We start from the raw sequence: 18662 nt of genomic DNA, 5'->3' as shown, positions 1-18662 counted from the left end.
CTCCGGCTGTTTCCCCTCTATAATCATTGGCCATGATAAACATCCTGCACGCACCCGACTTCCAGCAAAGCCAGCGGCTGCGCCTCAACACGCTGATCAGGTTGCGCTGGCTTGCCATCGTCGGCCAGAGCCTGACCGTGCTTGTCGTCGCTTACGGGCTGAAATTTCCGCTGCCGGTCAGCATGTGTTTTGCGCTGATCGCTTGTTCGGCCTGGATGAACCTTTTGCTGACCTTCCGCTATCCGGCGGCGCATCGGCTTACCCCGCCCTCGGCCTTTGCCATCCTGACCTTCGACAGCCTGCAGCTTGCCGGCCTGCTCTACATGACCGGCGGCCTCACCAATCCGTTTTCGCTGCTGATGACCGTGCCCGTCGTCGTCTCGGCGACGTCGCTGCCGCTACGGCTGACCGCCATGCTCGGCGCGCTGGTGATCGTGGCGGCGACGCTGCTGGTCTTTTACCACCTGCCGCTGCCCTGGCATGAGGGCGCGCCATTGGCGATGCCGTTCATTTATGTCGCCGGCATGTGGATGGCGGTGTTCTGCTCCATCGCCTTTACCGCGATCTATGCCTTCCGGGTGGCCGAGGAGGCGCGGCTGCTTGCCAACGCGCTTGCCGCCACCGAACTGGTGCTGCAGCGAGAGCAACATCTCTCGGCCCTCGACGGCCTCGCCGCCGCCGCCGCGCACGAGCTCGGCACGCCGCTCGCCACGATCGCGCTTGTCGCCAAGGAGATGGAGAAGGCGCTTGGCGAAGATCCCAAATACGGCGAGGACGTGAAGCTGCTGCGTTCGCAGAGCGAGCGCTGCCGCGAAATCCTGAAGCGCCTGACCAGCCTGTCCTCCGAGAGCGAGGTGCATCTCTCGCGCCTGCCGCTGACCTCACTGGTCGAGGAAGTGACGGCACCGCACCGCGATTTCGGCATCTCGATTAAGCTTCGGCCGGGCGAGCGCATCGGCCCGGAACCGGTGGGCCGGCGCAATCCCGGCGTCATCTACGGCCTCGGCAATCTGGTCGAGAACGCCGTCGACTTCGCCCGCAAGAATGTCACCGTGCGCTGGAGCTGGAACGAGGCCGTTGTCAGCTTCACGATCATCGACGACGGGCCGGGCTTTCCGCCCGAGATCATCGACCGCATCGGCGAACCCTATATGTCAACGCGACAAGGCACCGAAGCCGGCGGCGGCCTCGGCCTCGGCCTATTCATCGCCAAGACCTTGCTCGAACGCTCCGGCGCGACGCTCGATTTCCGCAATTCGAGCGAGCCCGGCGAGGGCGCTATCGTGCAGATATCGTGGCCGCGCAGCGTCTTCCTCAATCCCGAGCAGGCTTCGGCCACCATGTTCGACACGGCCTAAATTGGACAATAGCGTTGCGAAACTATATTTGCGTAAAAATCAGGCAGCAGGATTTTCAGCACGATGAGTACTGACGAAACGATTGGCGCAATGGTCGAAGGCGAGGACACCTCGCTGCTGATCGTCGACGACGACAAGCCGTTCCTGACGCGGCTTGCCCGCGCCATGGAAACCAGGGGTTTTGTCGTCGAGACGGCAGAGAGCGTCGAGGAAGCGGTTGCCAAGGCGCGCGCCAATCCGCCGGCCTATGCGGTGGTCGACATGCGGCTGGCCGACGGCAACGGCCTCGACGTCGTCGCCGCGATCCGCGAGAAGCGCGACGATGCCCGCGCCATCATCCTCACCGGCTACGGCAACATCGCCACCGCGGTGACGGCGGTGAAGCTCGGCGCTATCGACTATCTGTCGAAGCCGGCCGACGCCGACGACATCTTTGCAGCCCTGACCCGCACGGCGGGCGAACGCGCAGCACCGCCCGAAAATCCGATGTCGGCCGACCGGGTACGCTGGGAGCACATCCAGCGCGTCTATGAAATGTGCGACCGCAACGTCTCGGAAACCGCGCGCCGGCTGAACATGCATCGCCGCACGCTGCAGCGTATCCTCGCCAAGCGCGCGCCGCGCTAAAAGGCTCTGACTGCAGGCTTGCCCGGCCAGCGCTGTTTGCGCATCATCGCTTGGCGGTGTCGGACCTTGCCGCTGATACGACGGAGGCGACATGCAGGACGAAAAGCGGCTGGTCTCCATGCTGCGCGAATTCCTCGACAGCGAGGCGGCCGGCGGCCTCATCCTGATGGCTGCGGCGGCCCTGGCCCTGATCGTCGCCAATTCGCCGCTGGGCGAGGCTTATTTCTCCGCCCTCCACGCCTATCTCGGACCGCTCAGCGTCTCGCACTGGATCAATGACGGCCTGATGGCGGTGTTCTTCCTGCTGGTCGGCCTCGAGATCAAGCGCGAGATGCTCGACGGCCAGCTCTCGACCTGGCCGCGCCGCGTGCTGCCCGGCATCGCCGCCGCCGGCGGCATGGCGGTGCCGGCACTGGTCTACGTCGCCATCAACCGCAACAATGAAGCCGCTCTGTCCGGCTGGGCGATCCCGACCGCCACCGATATCGCCTTTGCGCTCGGCGTGCTGTCGCTGCTTGGCGGCCGCGTGCCGGGCTCGCTGAAGATATTCCTCACCGCGCTCGCCATCATCGGCGCCGTGCTCATCATCGCGGTGTTTTATACCAGCGGGCTGTCGCTCGCCTATCTCGGCGCCGCCTTCGCCGTCATCGCGCTGCTGGTGGTGCTCAACCGCATGCGGGTGCTGACGTTGCTGCCGTACGTCTTGCTCGGCATCGTTCTGTGGGTTTTGGTGCTCAAATCGGGCGTCCATGCGACGCTTGCCGGCGTCGCGCTGGCCCTCACCATTCCATTGAAGATATCGCCGGGCAGCGGCCACGATCTCGACCATTCGCCGCTGCACCGGCTCGAACACGGCCTGCACAAAGTCGTCGCCTTTTTCGTCATCCCGATTTTCGGCTTTGCCAACGCCGGCGTCTCGCTCGGCGGTCTCAGCGCTGCCGCCCTGGCCGAGCCGCTGACGCTCGGCGTCGCCGCCGGCCTCGTCGCCGGCAAGCTGGTCGGCGTGTTCGGGTCTTCTGCGCTTGCCATCCGGCTCGGCTTCGCCGATCTGCCGGTCAATGCCGGCTGGCTGCACATGATCGGCATTTCGCTGCTCTGCGGCATCGGCTTCACCATGAGCCTGTTCATCGGCCTGCTCGCCTTCGCCAGCGACGTCGCTCTGCAGGACGCGGTCAAGGTCGGCATCCTCGCCGGCTCCTTCATCGCCGCGCTCCTCGGCGCCACCGTGCTGCTGGTGGCGCCGGCGGCGGACGGGACGGACGAGGCGGAAGAATAGTCGCGCCGCCACTTCCGGCCTTCAGGCCACCTTCTCCCGCATCTGGACCCTACCCGTGCGCAATCATGACGTGGCGGACGGCTGTGTAATCCTCCAGCGCATAGAGCGACATGTCCTTGCCGTAGCCGGATTGTTTCAACCCGCCATGCGGCATCTCGTTTGTCAGCATGAAGTGGGTGTTAATCCAGGTGCAGCCATATTGCAGGCGGGCGGCCGTCGCCATGGCGCGCGAAACGTCCTTGGTCCACACCGATGACGCCAGGCCATAGTCAGAGTCATTGGCCCAGTTCACCGCCTCGTCGACTTCGGAAAAACGGGTGACCGAGACCACCGGGCCGAACACTTCGCGGCGCATGATCTCGTCTTCCTGCAGCGCGCCGGCGACGACGGTCGGCTGGTAGAAGAAGCCGGAGCCCTCGCCCGGCTTGCCGCCCGTGGTAATCTCGATATGCTTGAGCTCAGAGGCGCGCTCGACGAAGCTCGAGACGCGATCACGCTGGCGACGCGAAATCAGCGGGCCGATCTCGTTCTCGGTATCGTCGGGGCGATCATACTTGATGGTCGAGACCGCAGCGGAGAGGTCGGCGACAAGCTTGTCGTAGATCTTCTTGCCGGCGTAGATGCGGCAGGCGGCGGTGCAGTCCTGGCCGGCATTGTAATAGCCGAAGGCGCGCAGGCCGTTGACCACCGCACCGAGATCGGCGTCATCGAAGACGATGACCGGCGCCTTGCCGCCGAGCTCGAGATGTGTGCGCTTGACCGATTTGGCGGCGGCCTGCAGCACCTTCTTGCCGGTGGCGACGTCACCGGTGATCGAGATCATGTTGACCTTCGGGTGGTTGATCAGCGTGTTGCCGACACTGTCGCCGCGGCCGAGCACGACGTTGACGACGCCTTCCGGCAGGATATCGGCAAGGATTTTCGCCAGCTTCAGCGCGGTCAGCGGCGTCTGTTCCGACGGCTTGAAGACGACGGTGTTGCCGCCGGCAATCGCCGGCGCCAGCTTCCAGGCCATCATCATCAGCGGATAGTTCCACGGCGCGATCGACGCGACAACGCCGATGGCGTCGCGGCGGACCATCGAGGTGTGGCCGGGAATGTATTCGCCGGCGACCTGGCCGGGCATCGAGCGGACCGCACCGGCAAAGAAGCGGTAGCAGTCGACGATCGCCGGGATCTCGTCATTGAGCACGGCATTGATCGGCTTGCCGCAGTTCAGCGCCTCGAGCGTCGCGAAATCCTTTGCCGCGGCCTCGATGCGATCGGCGATCTTCAGGAGATAGCCGGCGCGCTGCGCCGGTGTTGTGCGGGACCAGGTGACGAACGCTTTTTCCGCGGCAAGCACTGCTGCCTCGATCTGCGCCGGGCTGGCCTCGGGCAGGTTGACGATGGTCGCCCCGGTCTTCGGGTTGAGGATCGGTTCCTCGGTCTCGGTGCCTTTTTCGAATTTCGAGCCGATCAGCATCTGCGTGTCCATGGAAGTCTCTCCCTTATGAACGAGATCATTTGCCCGAACCGGCGATCTGGTCGCCGTCGCGGGTCAGGTAATAGGCAGCGAGGATGGGAAGCAGCGTCACCAGCACCACGACCATCGCCACGACATTGGTGACCGGACGCTGGCGCGGACGGATCAACTCTTCGAGCATCCAGATCGGCACCGTTTGCTGCTGGCCGGCGGTGAAGGTGGTGACGATGACCTCGTCGAAGGACAGCGCAAAGGCCAGCATGCCGCCGGCCAGCAGCGCGGTTGCGATGTTGGGCAGCACGACATGCCGAAAGGTCTGGAAACCGTCGGCGCCGAGGTCCATCGACGCCTCGATCATCGAGCCGGACGTGCGGCGGAAACGGGCGACCGCATTGTTGTAGACGACGACCACGCAGAAGGTGGCGTGGCCGAGCACGATCGTCCAGAACGAGAACGGGATTTCGGCCAGCGCGAACGCCGAGCGCAGCGCGATGCCGGTGATGATGCCGGGCAGCGCGATCGGCAGGATCACCAGCAGCGAGATGGTTTCGCGGCCGAAGAATTTTGTGCGGGACACGGCGGCGGCGCACAGCGTGCCGAGGACCAGCGCGATGGCGGTCGAGATCGCCGCGACCCGTACAGACAGCGACAGCGCCTGCCAGACGTCGGGGCGGTTCCAGGTGATGGCGAACCATTGCGTGGTCAGGCCCGGCGGCGGCCAGACGAAGCTCTTCTCCTCGGTGGTGAAGGCATAGACGAAGATCAGCAGAATCGGCAAATGCAGGAAAAGCAGGCCCCCGGTGGCAGCGAGCTTCAGGCCGATCGGCGCGGATTGGCCGCGGTCAGAGCGCATCGAAGGCCCCCATGCGCTTGGCGCCCCAGAGATAGAAGCCCATGATGACGATCGGCACCACAGTGAAGGCGGCGGCGAGCGGGATGTTGCCGGCGGTGCCCTGCTGCGAATAGACGGCCTGGCCGATGAACAGCCGCGAGGTGCCGATGATCTGCGGAATGATGTAGTCGCCGAGCGTCAGCGAGAAGGTGAAGATCGAACCGGCGACGATACCCGGCAATGCCAGCGGGAACAGCACGTTGCGGAAGGTCTGGCCGGGTGACGCGCCGAGATCGGAAGAAGCCTCGACCAGATTGCCCGGCACGCGCTCGAGGGCCGCCTGCACCGGCAGGATCATGAACGGCAGCCAGACATAGACAAAGACGATGAAGGTGCCGGTGGACGATACCGACAGCGAGTTGCCGCCGACGATCGGCAGCGACAGCCAGGCATCAAGCAGCCACAGAAGATGCAATTTGGCCAGCAGCCACGTCAGGATGCCTTCCTTGGCGAGGATCAGCTTCCAGGCATAGATCTTGACCAGGTAGCTCGACCACAGCGGCAGCATGACGCCGAGATAAAACAACGCCTTCCAACGGCCGCGCGCATAGCGCGCCGCGTAATAGGCGATGGGAAAGGCAATGACCGCCGACGCAAACGTCACCAGCGCCGCCATCGTCACCGTGCGCAGGATGATGTCGAGATTGGCGGCCTGCAGCAGGTCGCCATAAGTCTTCAGCGTGAACTCGCGGTTGATGAGGCCGGAGAACTCGTCGATCGAGAAGAAGCTCTGCAAAAGCAGCGCGAACAGCGAGCCGATATAGACGATGCCGAGCCAAAGAACCGGCGGCAGCAGCATGAGCAGAAGCAGGAGTTGGGGCCGGCGCCAGAAGAGGTCGGAGAGCGCGCCGCGCAGGCCGCCGCTTCCCGGCAGGATGGCGGGGGTCGTGGCCCGCGGCATGGCGGCGTCCAGGCTCATCCCAGCTCGTCCATCAGATGCAAATGCTCGCGGTTGAAGGTGAGCACCACCGCCTCGCCTTCCCTGGGCAAGGCAGCACCCGCCGGCACGATGGCATGCAGCCGCAAGCCTTCGGCATCGAGCGCCAGTCTTATCGTCGCGCCGAGATAGTTGGTCGACACCAGGCGAGCCGCAACGCCGTCGCCCTTGGCCGCCCGGCCGATGCGAATGGATTCAGGGCGCAGGCTGCCCCAGCGATGCTGGCCGGCATAGCGCTGGACGAAATCCGGCGGCAGTACGTTGGACGAGCCGACGAAATCGGCGACGAAGCGGGTCTTGGGGCGCTGGTAGATGTCTTCCGGCGTGCCGATCTGCATGATCTTGCCGTCGTTGAAGACGGCGACGCGATCGGCCATCGACAGCGCCTCGCCCTGGTCATGGGTGACGAACACGAAGGTGATGCCGAGCGCCTTCTGCAGCGATTTCAACTCCTCCTGCATGTTCTCGCGAAGCTTGAGGTCGAGCGCGCCGAGCGGCTCGTCGAGCAACAGCACCTTGGGCTGGTTGACCAGCGCACGGGCGAGCGCGACGCGCTGGCGCTGGCCGCCGGAAAGCTGGCCAGGGCGACGCGCGCCGTAGCCGGGAAGCCGCACCAGCGCCAGCGCTTCTTCCGCCGCCTTTTGCCGCTCCGGTCTGCCGACGCCCTTGACCATCAGCCCATAGGCGACGTTGTCGAGCACGTTGAGATGCGGGAACAGCGCATAATCCTGGAACACGGTGTTGACGTTGCGGCGATAGGGCGGCACGCCCTCGGCGCGTTCGCCGAAGATCGAGATCGAGCCCGCCGTCGGCTGCTCGAACCCGGCGATGAGGCGCAGGCACGTCGTCTTGCCCGAGCCGGAAGGCCCGAGCATGGCGAAGAACTCGCCCGGCACGATGTCGAGATCGACCGCGTCGACGGCACGCACGCTGCCGAAATGGCGGGAGACTTTTTGGAAAGAAACGGCGAAGGTCATGGGTTGTCCTGATCTGTCAGGCTCATCAAATTCAGGGTAGCGCTGCCCCTCATCCGCCTGCCGGCACCTTCTCCCGTAGTGGACGGGGAGAAGGGAGGCGCTCCAACGCTGGCGACCCCCCGTTCTTCACGGGGAGAGGGTAAGGGTGAGGGGCAGCGCCGAGCTTCGTAGGTGAGACGAACTCACCGTCCGCCGATGACGCCGATATAGTCCGACACCCAGCGGTAATAGGGCACGCACTGGTCGTTCTGGGTGGCGCATTTCGAGACCGGCGTCTTCCAGAACTTGATCTTGTCGAAATTGTCGTAGCCGTTGGTCTTGCAGCCCTCTTCGCCGAGCAGTTCGTTGCCCTTGCAGGCGGCGGGCACCACCGGCAGCGAGCCGAACCAGGCGGAGACGTCGCCCTGCACTTTCGGCGACAGCGAATGCTCAATCCACATGTAGGCGCAGTTCGGGTGGGCCGCATCGGCCTCCATCATGGTGGTGTCGGCCCAGCCGGTGACGCCCTCCTCGGGAATGGTCGAGGCGACCGGCTTCTTTGCCGCGATCAGCGTGTTGACCTGATAGGGCCATGAACCGGAGGCGACGACGCCTTCGTTCTGGAAATCGTCGACCTGGATGGCAGCGTCATGCCAGTAGCGTCCGACCAGCGTACGCTGGACGCGCAGCAGGTCGAGCGCAGCCTTGTACTGGTCCTCAGTCAGTTCGTACGGATCCTTGATGCCGAGCTCCGGCTTGTGGGCCATCAGGTAGTTGGCGGCATCAGCAATGTGGATCGGCCCGTCATAGGCCTGGACGCGGCCCTTGTTCGACTTGCCGTCGGGTAGCTTCATTTCCTCGAACACGATGTTCCAGCTCTTCGGCGCCTCCTTGAACACTTCGGTGTTGTACATCAGCACATTCGGCCCCCATTGGTACGGCACGCCGTAATGGACACCGCCGACGGTGAACCAGGGCGCATCCTTCAGCCGGTCGTCGACCGTCTTCCAGCTCGGGATGAGGTCGGTGTTGATCGGCTGGACGCGCTTGCCCGCAACCAGGCGCAGCGAGGCGTCGCCCGAGGCAGTGACAAGGTCGAAACCGCCTTCGTTCATCAACGAAACCATCTCGTCGGAGGTGTTGGCGGTCTTGACGTTGACCTTGCAGCCGGTTTCCTTCTCGAACGAGGTGACCCAATCATAGCCCTTGTCGGTTTCGCCGCGCTCGATATAGCCCGGCCAGGCGACGATATTGACCTCGCCTTCACCCTTGCCCAGCTCCTTGACCTGGGCGATGGCCTGGCCGGAGAAGGTCAGCGCGACCGTCAAGGCAGTGCATGATTTCAGCAATGAATTCATCGTCGATCTCCCATTTTGCATGACCTCGAAACCGGTTTCGGTTTTCGGAAAAGGTCATGCGCCCGTTCAAACGTTGGATGCGCGGCTCTAAGGGGCCGTGCTCCTGCGGCAGCTTTGTTCCCTGGCTCAAAAGTGCTGCGAAATTTCCGGTTTCGCAAATTCATTTATCAGAAAGCCGATATCGGTTTTTCCGATACATCACCGGCCGATCTTCTCGGGCCGTTGGCGCACCATGCGCTGCGACTGGGCAAGTCCGATGAAGTCGCGCGCCGCCTGCGGCAGGCCGGAGCCGCGCCGCCAGACCATGCCGACCTGGACGACCGGCAACGATCCCGAAATATCGCGCGATTCGATGCGGTCGCCTTCCAGCGACCATGGCCGGTAGACGAGGTCCGGCAGCAGCGCCACGCCGGCGCCGGTGGCGACGAGACTGCGCACCGCTTCGACCGAGCGGGTGCGGAATGCGACGTGCGGTTTGGCGCCGATCGCCGTCAGCAGCTTTCCGGTATTCTCCTCGATCTCGTCGACGGTCAGCATGATCAGCGGTTCCGAGGCGATATCGCCGATGCCGATGATGTCGGCACCGGCCAACGGATGGCCGAGCGGCAGCCACAGCCGGTAGGCCGAGACTTCGAGGATTTCGGACTGCAGCGCGGTGCGGTCGCGCAGGTTCGAGGTGACCATGACCGCAATGTCGAGCTTGCCGCCGATCAACAGGTGCTCGAGATAGTCGCCATTGTCCTCGATCGCCGAGACCTCGACACCCGGATAGGCGCGGCGGTAGCGGGCAAGAAGATCGGACAGCACATAGCCGGCGACCAGCGAGGTGACGCCAAGTTGCAGCCGCCCGCTTGCCGCGATCTGTTCGCCGAAGAACGCGCGGCGCGCATCGGAAACGTCGGCAAGGATCTTCCTCGCATGGCGCAGGAACTGGTGGCCCTTGTGGGTGATGTTCAGCCCGCGCGGGTGGCGCTCGAACAGCTCGACGCCGAGATCGTGCTCCAGCTCCTTGATCGCCTCGGTGACCGAGGATTGCGAGATCGACAGATTCTGGGCGGCGCCCGACACCGTGCCTTGCTCGGCGACGGCGATGAAGAACTGCAATTGGCGGATGGTGAAAGCCATGGCCGGACTAAACACGGCAGAGGCGGCGCTGGGAAGTGGGTGCTGGTGCCGTTCTCCCGATAGAGCTCAGTCCTCGCTTCCGCCATCCGCAATGCTGAGCCGCGCGCCGGCCTGGGCAAGGGCGGCGGCGATGTCATGCGGCAGCGGACGGTCGGTCGCGAGTTCGGAAAAGCCGTCGAAGCCGCAGACCTGAACCAGACCCTGCCGGCCGAATTTGCTGTGGTCGGTGACGACAAGCGAACGCTGGCCGCGCGACAGCACCATGCGGGCGAACTCAGCCTCTTCGAGGTCATAGTCCATGACACCCGTGATGGCATCGACCGCGCCGGTCGAAATCACCGCGTGGCTGACGGAGAAGCGGCTGACGAATTCGATGGCTGAGACGCCGAAAGCAGCACCGGAATCGCTGCGCAGCTCGCCGCCGGCCATATAGACCTTGTTGCCGTTGACGGTGGCCAGCGTGCGGGCGATGTCGGAGGAATTGGTGACGACCGTCAGCCGCCGGTGGCCGAGCAGCTCGCGGGCCAGGAAGCTCGTGGTCGTGCCGGTGTCGAGCATGATCGACTCGCCGTCGCGGATGGTGGCAGCGACCATGCGGGCAATTGCCCGCTTGGCATCGGCGTTCTCACGCATGCGCCGCTCGAACGGCGCTTCGCCGGCAATCGACGGCAGGCCGACGGCGCCATGCATCTTGAGGATGGAACCATCGCTGGTCAGTGGCTTGACATCGCGGCGTACCGTCTCCAGCGAGACGCCCAGCCGGTCAGCCAGGCTGGCAATGGTGACGGTGCCTTCCTCCTTGAGGAGGCGCAGGATTTCGCCATGCCGCTTCGAGTGGCCCATCGGTTCCAACCGGTCGAATTGTTGCACCATTGACCGTTTCTACGGCATAAATGCCACTTACTCCAAGATATTTCGCAAAATTCGGGCAAAAAAGCAGAAAACACCACAATTTCGCGTTGACAACGTCTCCAGCCTGGCGCGACATTATCGCTGTGACAAGCTCGGAACGGAGGCCGACGGCTGAGCCGCACGAAAAATTGCCTGCCTGAACGCCTGGGAAATCCTCGGGTGCGAGGGAACCGAAAATTAGGATCCGCGGGGGCGGATGCCGGCGTCGAAGAACCCGGCACAAAGGGGCTCGTCGGTGCGGTGCGGGATACCGATCCCGAGATCTGCACCGACGAGATCTTCGCGTTGCCTCCATTCCTCCGTCCGATTGTCATCGCTGGCCAGCCATGACATGCGTGGAAAATTGACCCAATGTTGGACGAGATCGTGACTGTCGAAGACCGCATCCGCGCGCTGCCTTGCTGGACCGGCAGCATCGACATTGCGCCGCTGCCGGGCGGGTTGAGCAATGCCAATTACCTGGTCAAGGACGCGGCCGGGCGGCACGTCGTGCGCATCGGGCAGGACTATCCGTTCCACCATGTCTTTCGCGAGCGCGAGATGATGACCGCGCGGGCAGCACACGCGGCAGGCTTCGCTCCGGCCGTCCGCTACACCGGACCCGGCGTCATGGTGACGGAGTATCTCGGCGCCAAGGCCTATGTCGCGCAAGACGTGCGCGCCGATCTCGGCCGCGTCGCCGCGTTGCTGCGCGGTTTCCACCGGGAGATGCCCGGTCATGTCTCCGGCGCTGGCTTCATGTTCTGGGTATTCCACGTCATTCGCGACTATGCGCGCACGCTGGAGGAAGGCGGCAGCCGCAAGCTGGGCGAATTGCCACGCCTGCTGACGCTGGCGGACGAGCTCGAGCGCGCGCAAAAACTGCTGCCGATCGTCTTCGGCCACAACGATCTTCTGCCGGCTAACATAATCGATGACGGTCACAGGCTATGGCTCATCGATTTCGAATATGCCGGCTTCAACACCGCGATGTTCGACCTTGCCGGCGCGGCTTCCAATGCCGGCATGAGCGACGAGGAATCCTTCGCCTTCCTGACCGCCTACTTCATGAAGGAGCCGGACGAAGCGATACGGCGCTCGCACGCCGCCATGCAATGCGCGTCGCTGCTGCGCGAGGCGATGTGGGGCATGGTTTCCGAGCTCTACCTCGATGCGCCCGGCGTCGACTACGCCGCCTACGCCGACGAAAACCTGGCGCGGCTCGAAGCCGCCCTGGAAAACTACAGGACAAAATACGGGATGCGGCCATGACCTTGCCCGCCCACGCCGGCATCGTCGTCATCGGCGGTGGCATCATCGGCTGTTCGACGGCCTATCATCTGGCGCGCGACCACAAGGCCGAAATCGTGCTGCTCGAACAGGGCAAGCTGACCTCGGGCTCGACCTGGCATGCTGCCGGGCTGGTCGGTCAACTGCGCTCGTCGGCGTCGATCACGCGGGTGCTCAAATATTCGGTCGATCTCTACAAAGGGCTGGAAGCCGAAACCGGCCTTGCCACCGGCTGGAAGAAGACCGGCTGCCTGCGGCTAGCCACCAATGCCGACCGCTTGACCGAGTATAAGCGGCTGGCAACGACGGCAAAGAGCTTCGGCATGGATATGCATCTGCTGTCGCCGGCCGAGGTCAAGGAAATGTGGCCGCTGCTGGAAACCGGCGACCTCGTCGGCGCTTCTTGGCTGCCCAGCGACGGTCAGGCAAGCCCTTCCGACATCACCCAGTCGCTGGCCAAGGGCGCGCGCATGCACGGCGCAAAATTGTTCGAGGAGGTGCGGGTCACCGGCTTCGAAATGAGAGACGGCCGCATCACCGCGGTGAAGACCAGCAAGGGCGATATCGCCTGCGACAAGGTGGTGAACTGCGCCGGGCAATGGGCGCGGCAGGTGGGTGCGCTCGCCGGCATAAACGTGCCGCTGCAGCCGGTGAAGCACCAGTACATCATCACCGGGAGGATCGACGGCTTGGCGACCGATGCGCCGACGATTCGCGACCCCGATCGCCGCACCTATTTCAAGGAGGAGGTCGGCGGGTTGGTGATGGGCGGCTACGAGCCGAACCCGCAGGCCTGGACGACCGGTCTGCCCGGCGGCGATGTGCCGGACGATTGGGAGTTCCGGCTGTTCGACGATGATTACGATCATTTCGAGCAGCATATGAGCCAGGCGATCGAGCGTGTCCCGGCGCTCACCAATGTCGGCGTCAAGCAGATGATCAACGGTCCGGAGAGCTTTACGCCGGACGGCAATTTCATCCTCGGTGTGGCGCCGGAATGCCCCAATATGTTCGTCGGCGCCGGCTTCAACGCCTTCGGCATTGCATCCGGCGGCGGCGCCGGCTGGGTGCTGGCGCAATGGGTGGTCGACGGCGAGGCGCCGCTCGATCTGTGGGTGGTCGACATCCGCCGCTTTTCCGATCTGCACCGCGACCGGCAATGGGTCCGAGACCGCACGCTGGAAGCCTACGGCAAGCACTACACGATCGGCTTCCCGCACGAGGAATATGTCAGCGGCCGGCCACGCATCGTTTCGCCTTTATACGAACGGCTGCAAAAACATCGCGCCGTGTTCGGCTCGAAACTTGGCTGGGAGCGGCCGAACTGGTTCGCGCCGGAAGGCATCGAGCCGAAGGACCTCTATTCGATGGGCCGGCAGAACTGGTTTTCACCCGTCGGCGACGAGCACCGCCACGTGCGCGAAAAGATCGGCATTTTCGACCAGTCGTCTTTCGCCAAATACGAAATGACCGGTGCCGACGCGCTGAAGGCGCTGGACTGGATCTGCGCCAACGACGTTGCCAAGCCGGTCGGCCGGCTGACCTACACGCAGCTCCTCAACACGCGCGGCGGCATCGAGGCCGATTTGACCGTGGCGAGGCTCGATGAGGAGAAATTCTACATCGTCACCGGCACCGGTTTCCGCACGCATGATTTCTCCTGGATTGCCGATCATATCGGCAGCGAGTTCGACGTGACGCTGACCGACGTCACCGAGGAGTTCGGCACATTGTCGCTGATGGGGCCGCGCGCCCGCGACGTGCTGTCAGCGGTGACCGATGCCGACGTCTCGAACGCCGCCTTTCCGTTCGGCCATGTTCGCGAGATCGCCATTGCCGGCCACGTCATTCGGGCACTGCGCGTCACCTATGTCGGCGAGCTCGGCTGGGAGCTGCATGCGCCGATCGCGGCGACGGGCGAGGTTTTCGACGCGCTGATGACGGCGGGCGCTGTCCACGACATTCGCCCGGTCGGCTATCGGGCGCTGGAATCGCTGCGGCTGGAAAAAGGTTACCGCGCCTGGGGCGCCGATATCACGCCCAACGACACGCCACAGGAGGCCGGCCTCGGCTGGGCGGTGAAGCTCAGGAAGAACACCGATTTCCTCGGCCGGCGGGCGCTTGAAAAGCTCGACGGCGCGGCGCTCAGGAAACGTTTTGCCGGCTTCACAGTCGATGATCCGGATATCGTGCTGCTCGGGCGTGAGACCATCCTGCGCAATGGCGAGGCCGTCGGTTATCTCACCAGCGGCGGCTATGGCTACACCGTCGGCAAGAACATCGGCTACGGCTATGTGCGCAATGCCGATGGCGTCGGCGATGATTTCCTCACCTCCGGCGATTACGAGCTGGTGGTGGCGATGGAACGGACGCCGGCTAAAATCCACCTCGAGCCGCTTTACGATCCGGCGGGAGCAAAGGTGAAGGCCTAGAGCCTTCCGGTTTCAGCCTCAGTTCACGATGAGCACCAGCCCCCGGCTGGGCACCGTATCGGCCTCGCCTGGCATCGAGACATAGGGCGGCGTCTCCTCGGCGCGGGTGACGGTGCCTTGCGCCTCGAGCTCGGCGATCCGCGCGGCAAAACCCGCATCCCACAGCGTGTTCTTCACCGTCAGCACGATCACCCCGCCCGGCCGGCAGATGCGGATCAGCTCGTCCAGACCCTCGGCCCCGACATGGCCGGACGTGAAGACGCCGGCTGAGATGATCCCGGCATAGGCATCGTCCACGAAAGGCAGCGGCGCGCCAAGCGCCAGGCAATGAAGGGCCGAATAGACGCCTTTGCGCGCGGCTTGCGCCAGCATGCCTTCCGAAATGTCGAGCGCCTCGACCTGCGGATAACCGGTGATGGCAAGCCATTCGCCGATGAGCCCGGTGCCTGCGCCAGCATCGAGGAGAGGAGCGGCGCCGCGCGGCAGATGGCGGGCCAGCAAGGCAAGGCAGATGGTCGGATGGCGATAGCCGGCCGCCGACATGTCGGCGTCATAGGTGCCGGCCCAGCTGTCGTAGAGCGCCGCGACGTCTTCCGGTCGCTTCGCCGCATAGGCTGCGGCGAGCGCGCTCTGCTGTTTGCTGTCCGTCATCGCTTTCCGTCGCCTGGTATCGATCTGCGACGCGATCATAGCCAAACGGCGAAAACTGTGGAACCGTCGTCGCGACAATAAAGACTGGAAAAGGAGCGAAAGCCATGGCGGACGACCAGGCACGCGCCGCACTTGCGGCCATTCCGATGCTGGCCGGTTATGACGGCCCGCTGGAACGGCTCGGCGGCCTGACCAACCTCGTCTTCAGGGGTAAGGATTTCTGCCTGCGTATCCCCGGCAAGGGTACCGAGGAATACATCAACCGCGCCAACGAGGCAGTGGCGGCGCGGGAAGCGGCGAAGGCCGGCGTCAGCCCGGAAGTGCTGCATGTCGATGCCGAGACCGGCGTGCTGGTGACCCGCTTCATCGCCGGCGCCGAGACGATGTCGCCGGAAAAATTCAAGACCCGACCGGGCAGCCCGGCACGCGCCGGCAAGGCCTTTCGCAAACTGCACACATCCGGCGCGGTGTTCCCCTTCCGCTTTGAACTGTTTGCGATGATCGATGATTATCTGAAAGTGCTGTCGACCAAGGACGTCGCCCTGCCTGCCGGCTACCACGATGGGGTCCGCGAAGCGGAAACCGTGCGCTCGGCACTTGCGGCTCATCCTCTGCCAATCGTCGCCTGCCACTGCGATCCGCTCTGCGAAAACTTTCTCGATACGGGCGACAGGATGTGGATCGTCGACTGGGAATATTCCGGGATGAACGATCCGCTCTGGGATCTCGGCGACCTCAGCGTCGAAGGGCAATTCGACGCCGGGCAGGACGAGGAGATGATGCTGGCCTATTTCGGCGGCGAGCCGAGACCGGCGGAGCGCGCCCGCATCGTCATCTACAAGGCGATGTGCGACCTGTTGTGGACGCTGTGGGGCTTGATCCAGCTTGCCAACGGCAATCCGGTCGACGATTTCCGCGCCTACGCCGACGGCCGCTTCGCGCGCTGCAAGGCACTGATGGAGACGCCGGAATTTTCACGGCATCTCGCGGCGGTGCGCCAGGGTTAGTTCACACCCTTCGGCACGTTTTCGGGCGGCACCGTGTCGACCACCTTCTGGCGGTGGAAGATGAACAGGCCGGCCAGCACGACAATGGCCGAGCCGACCAGGATGCGTGGCCCAGGCACATCGCCGAAGAAGGCCGAGCCGAAGACCACTGCCCACAACAGCAGGCTGTAATGCAGCGGCGCCAAGGTCGAGGCAGGCGCAAGCTTCAATGCCCTGGTGATCATCAGATGCGCGCCGCAGGAGACAATGCCCAGAAGCAGCATGGCGCCGAAATCGAGCGAGGACGGCGTCTTCCAACTGCCGATGGTCAACGCAGCGCCGACCAGCAGCGTGCCGATGGTTTGCCAGGTGACCAGCGAGGTGTCGCTGGTGCCGCGCAGTCGCCGGTTGAGGATGATGGCGAAGGCAAAGGAAATGCTGCCGGCGAGCGCGAACATCGACGACAGCGACAACGCCGCCGAAGACGGCTTCAGCATGATCAGCACNCTTGCCGACCAGTGCGAACAGCGAGGACTGCGAGAACGCAGCCGAAGAGGGCTTCAAGATGATCAGCACGCCGCAGAAGCCGACCAGGATAGCCGCCCAGCGGCGCCAGCCGACCCTTTCGCCGAGTAAAAAGTGCGACAGCGCCGCGACGTAGATCGGCCCGGCCATGTAGAAGCTCATCACATCGGCGAGCGGCAGATAGACGACTGCCGCGTAGAACAGCGCCGTGTCGAGCGTCGTCATCACCACGCGCAGCAGCTGCAGCTCCGGCCGCTCCATGCGAAACAGCTTGGCCGCACCCTGATGTGCAATCATCGGCCCGAGTATGAAAAATGCGCCGATCGAGCGGATCAGCACGACCTGGCCGACGGAAAAACTGGCGACCAGCCACTTGCCCATCGCGTCGTTCAGCGCAAACAGGAAATCGCCGGCGAGCATCAGCAGGATGCCGGCCAGCAGCACGTTCCTGATGGTCGAATTCTGGGCTGCAGGCTGCGCCATTCCGTTACCGGTTCCTCGCCGTGGATACGGTGACCCGCGTCGTAGTCGCTAGCAGCGGCCGTGACGAGGCGAAAATCGAGAATTCGGTAAGACCAGCGCCGGAAATCGGCTGGACTAAGCGTGGCGCCGGTTCACGGTGCCCGGCCTTCCGGCGATCGAAAGCCGCGTGTCCTGCCGGCTGCGCTCGGCCACCACCTTGCCCCTGGCAATGACCCAGAGACGCTCGGGGCGCAGGCGCAGCGCCTCGACCGGGTTGCCGGCATCGAGAACGATCAGGCTGGCGCGCTTGCCGACGGCCAGGCCAAGGTGGTCGAGGCCCATGATGGCGGCATTGACGTTGGTGACCATGTCGAAACAGCACGCCATCTCGGCCGGGCTCGACATCTGCGCGACATGCAGGCCCATGAAGGCGACGTCGAGCATGTCTGCGGTGCCCAGCGAATACCAGGGGTCGAGCACGCAATCCTGGCCCCAGCCGACGCGGATCCCGTGCGCCAGCATTTCCTTGACCCGCGTCAAGCCGCGGCGCTTGGGAAAGGTGTCGTGGCGGCCCTGCAGCATGATGTTGATCAGCGGATTGGGGATCGCCGAAACGCCGGCCTCGGCGATCAGCGGCAACAGCTTCGAGACGTAGTAATTATCCATCGAATGCATCGAGGTGAGGTGCGAGCCGGCCACTCTGCCCTGCAATCCAAGCCGCTGCGTCTCATAGGCAAGCTGCTCGACGTGGCGCGACAGCGGATCGTCGGTCTCGTCGCAATGCAGGTCGACCATCAGGCCGCGCTCGGCCGCGATCTCGCAGAGCTCGGTGACGGAGCGCGTACCGTCGGCCATGGTGCGCTCGAAATGCGGGATGCCGCCGACGACATCGACGCCCATGTCGAGCGCGCGGGTGGTGTTGTCGCGCGCCGTCGGCGAGCGGTAAAACCCGTCCTGCGGGAAGGCGACCAATTGCAGGTCGATATACGGCGCAACCGTCTTCTTCACGTCGAGCAGCGCTTCCACCGCCAGCAGGCGATCGTCGCAGACATCGACATGGGTGCGGATGGCGAGCAGGCCCATCGACACCGCCCAGTCGCAATAGGCAAGCGCACGGTCGCGCACCGCCTCGTGGGTCAGAAGCGGCTTCAGCTCGCCCCACAGAGAAATGCCTTCGAGCAACGTGCCCGAGACATTGATGCGGGGAATGCCGAGCGAAAGCGTGGCGTCCATATGGAAATGCGGATCGACGAAAGGCGGCGAGACCAGATTGCCATGGGCATCGATCGCCGTGCCGGCGCTGATGTTGAGCTCAGGCTCGATCGCCGCGATCGTCTCGCCGACGATGCCGATATCGGCGATCCTGCCGTCGGGCAGCGTCCCGCCGCGCACCACAAGGTCGAAATCCATTTATCGCCACCTCGTTGAAGA

Annotated in this window: 15 protein-coding genes and 1 pseudogene; 6 read left to right on the top strand and 10 right to left on the bottom strand. The window is 64.2% G+C overall.

The window, feature by feature from the left end; genetic code table 11:
• The first annotated feature begins 32 nt into the window (after positions 1–32).
• The 3 genes from X760_RS48415 (at position 33) to nhaA (ending at position 3261) form a co-directional block, all read left to right on the top strand.
• Positions 33–1358, top strand: a complete 1326-nt coding sequence (locus X760_RS48415; RefSeq protein WP_023717954.1) for an ActS/PrrB/RegB family redox-sensitive histidine kinase — start codon at positions 33–35, stop codon at positions 1356–1358.
• Positions 1359–1421: 63 nt separating this feature from the next.
• Positions 1422–1985, top strand: coding sequence for an ActR/PrrA/RegA family redox response regulator transcription factor (locus X760_RS48410; RefSeq protein WP_023676342.1), 564 nt, complete (start codon positions 1422–1424; stop codon positions 1983–1985).
• Between the two features lie 91 nt (positions 1986–2076).
• Positions 2077–3261: a Na+/H+ antiporter NhaA gene (gene nhaA, locus X760_RS48405; protein ID WP_023717953.1), complete on the top strand. Its 1185-nt coding sequence runs from the start codon at positions 2077–2079 to the stop codon at positions 3259–3261.
• 49 nt (positions 3262–3310) lie between these two features.
• Here nhaA and X760_RS48400 read toward each other — a convergent pair whose 3' ends face one another.
• The 7 genes from X760_RS48400 to X760_RS48370 all read right to left on the bottom strand — a co-directional run bounded on the left by X760_RS48400 (position 3311) and on the right by X760_RS48370 (position 10837).
• Entirely contained in the window at positions 3311–4738 is a 1428-nt protein-coding gene (locus X760_RS48400) for a gamma-aminobutyraldehyde dehydrogenase (protein WP_023717952.1), read from the bottom strand.
• A 25-nt stretch (positions 4739–4763) separates the two neighbouring features.
• The gene (locus X760_RS48395) at positions 4764–5579 is read right to left on the bottom strand and encodes an ABC transporter permease (RefSeq protein ID WP_023717951.1); all 816 of its coding nucleotides are present in this window, start codon (positions 5577–5579) and stop codon (positions 4764–4766) included.
• Positions 5569–6519 carry an ABC transporter permease gene (locus tag X760_RS48390; protein WP_023717950.1) on the bottom strand — a complete coding sequence of 317 codons (951 nt, stop codon included), beginning with the start codon at positions 6517–6519 and terminating at the stop codon, positions 5569–5571. Before X760_RS48390 ends, X760_RS48395 begins: the two co-directional genes overlap by 11 nt.
• Before the next feature lie 14 nt (positions 6520–6533).
• Positions 6534–7532 (bottom strand): ABC transporter ATP-binding protein, encoded by a 999-nt coding sequence (locus X760_RS48385; RefSeq protein WP_023717949.1) that lies wholly within the window; start codon positions 7530–7532, stop codon positions 6534–6536.
• A 182-nt stretch (positions 7533–7714) separates the two neighbouring features.
• Complete coding sequence (locus tag X760_RS48380) at positions 7715–8869, bottom strand: ABC transporter substrate-binding protein (protein WP_023717948.1); 1155 nt, start codon at positions 8867–8869, stop codon at positions 7715–7717.
• A 198-nt stretch (positions 8870–9067) separates the two neighbouring features.
• Positions 9068–9994: a LysR substrate-binding domain-containing protein gene (locus tag X760_RS48375; protein ID WP_023717947.1), complete on the bottom strand. Its 927-nt coding sequence runs from the start codon at positions 9992–9994 to the stop codon at positions 9068–9070.
• A gap of 66 nt (positions 9995–10060) precedes the next feature.
• Complete coding sequence (locus X760_RS48370; RefSeq protein WP_023717946.1) at positions 10061–10837, bottom strand: DeoR/GlpR family DNA-binding transcription regulator; 777 nt, start codon at positions 10835–10837, stop codon at positions 10061–10063.
• A gap of 435 nt (positions 10838–11272) precedes the next feature.
• On the opposite strand from X760_RS48370, the gene X760_RS48365 reads away from it, so the two are divergent.
• The gene (locus X760_RS48365; RefSeq protein ID WP_023717944.1) at positions 11273–12157 is read left to right on the top strand and encodes a phosphotransferase family protein; all 885 of its coding nucleotides are present in this window, start codon (positions 11273–11275) and stop codon (positions 12155–12157) included.
• Positions 12154–14607 carry an FAD-dependent oxidoreductase gene (locus tag X760_RS48360; RefSeq protein WP_023717943.1) on the top strand — a complete coding sequence of 818 codons (2454 nt, stop codon included), beginning with the start codon at positions 12154–12156 and terminating at the stop codon, positions 14605–14607. Before X760_RS48365 ends, X760_RS48360 begins: the two co-directional genes overlap by 4 nt.
• Positions 14608–14625: 18 nt before the next feature.
• Here the strand turns inward: X760_RS48360 and X760_RS48355 are convergent, their stop codons facing one another.
• Positions 14626–15258 carry a class I SAM-dependent methyltransferase gene (locus tag X760_RS48355; protein ID WP_023717942.1) on the bottom strand — a complete coding sequence of 211 codons (633 nt, stop codon included), beginning with the start codon at positions 15256–15258 and terminating at the stop codon, positions 14626–14628.
• Positions 15259–15362: 104 nt separating this feature from the next.
• Between X760_RS48355 and X760_RS48350 the strand changes: the two genes are divergently transcribed.
• On the top strand, positions 15363–16265 hold the full coding sequence (locus X760_RS48350; protein WP_023717941.1) for a phosphotransferase family protein: 903 nt from the start codon (positions 15363–15365) through the stop codon (positions 16263–16265).
• On the opposite strand, the pseudogene X760_RS48345 reads toward X760_RS48350, so the two are convergent.
• Both X760_RS48345 and X760_RS0137330 read right to left on the bottom strand, forming a co-directional pair.
• Positions 16262–17252, bottom strand: a pseudogene (locus tag X760_RS48345) (DMT family transporter). The gene X760_RS48350 and the pseudogene X760_RS48345 overlap by 4 nt on opposite strands.
• 114 nt (positions 17253–17366) lie before the next feature.
• On the bottom strand, positions 17367–18641 hold the full coding sequence (locus tag X760_RS0137330) for an amidohydrolase family protein (RefSeq protein ID WP_031193659.1): 1275 nt from the start codon (positions 18639–18641) through the stop codon (positions 17367–17369).
• Positions 18642–18662 lie beyond the last annotated feature (21 nt).

Origin of the sequence: Mesorhizobium sp. LSHC420B00, assembly GCF_000503055.1 — a bacterium.
Lineage (GTDB): Bacteria > Pseudomonadota > Alphaproteobacteria > Rhizobiales > Rhizobiaceae > Mesorhizobium.
The sequence above is the reverse complement of the archived record's forward strand: the minus strand, read 5'-3'. Positions and strand labels throughout refer to the sequence as shown.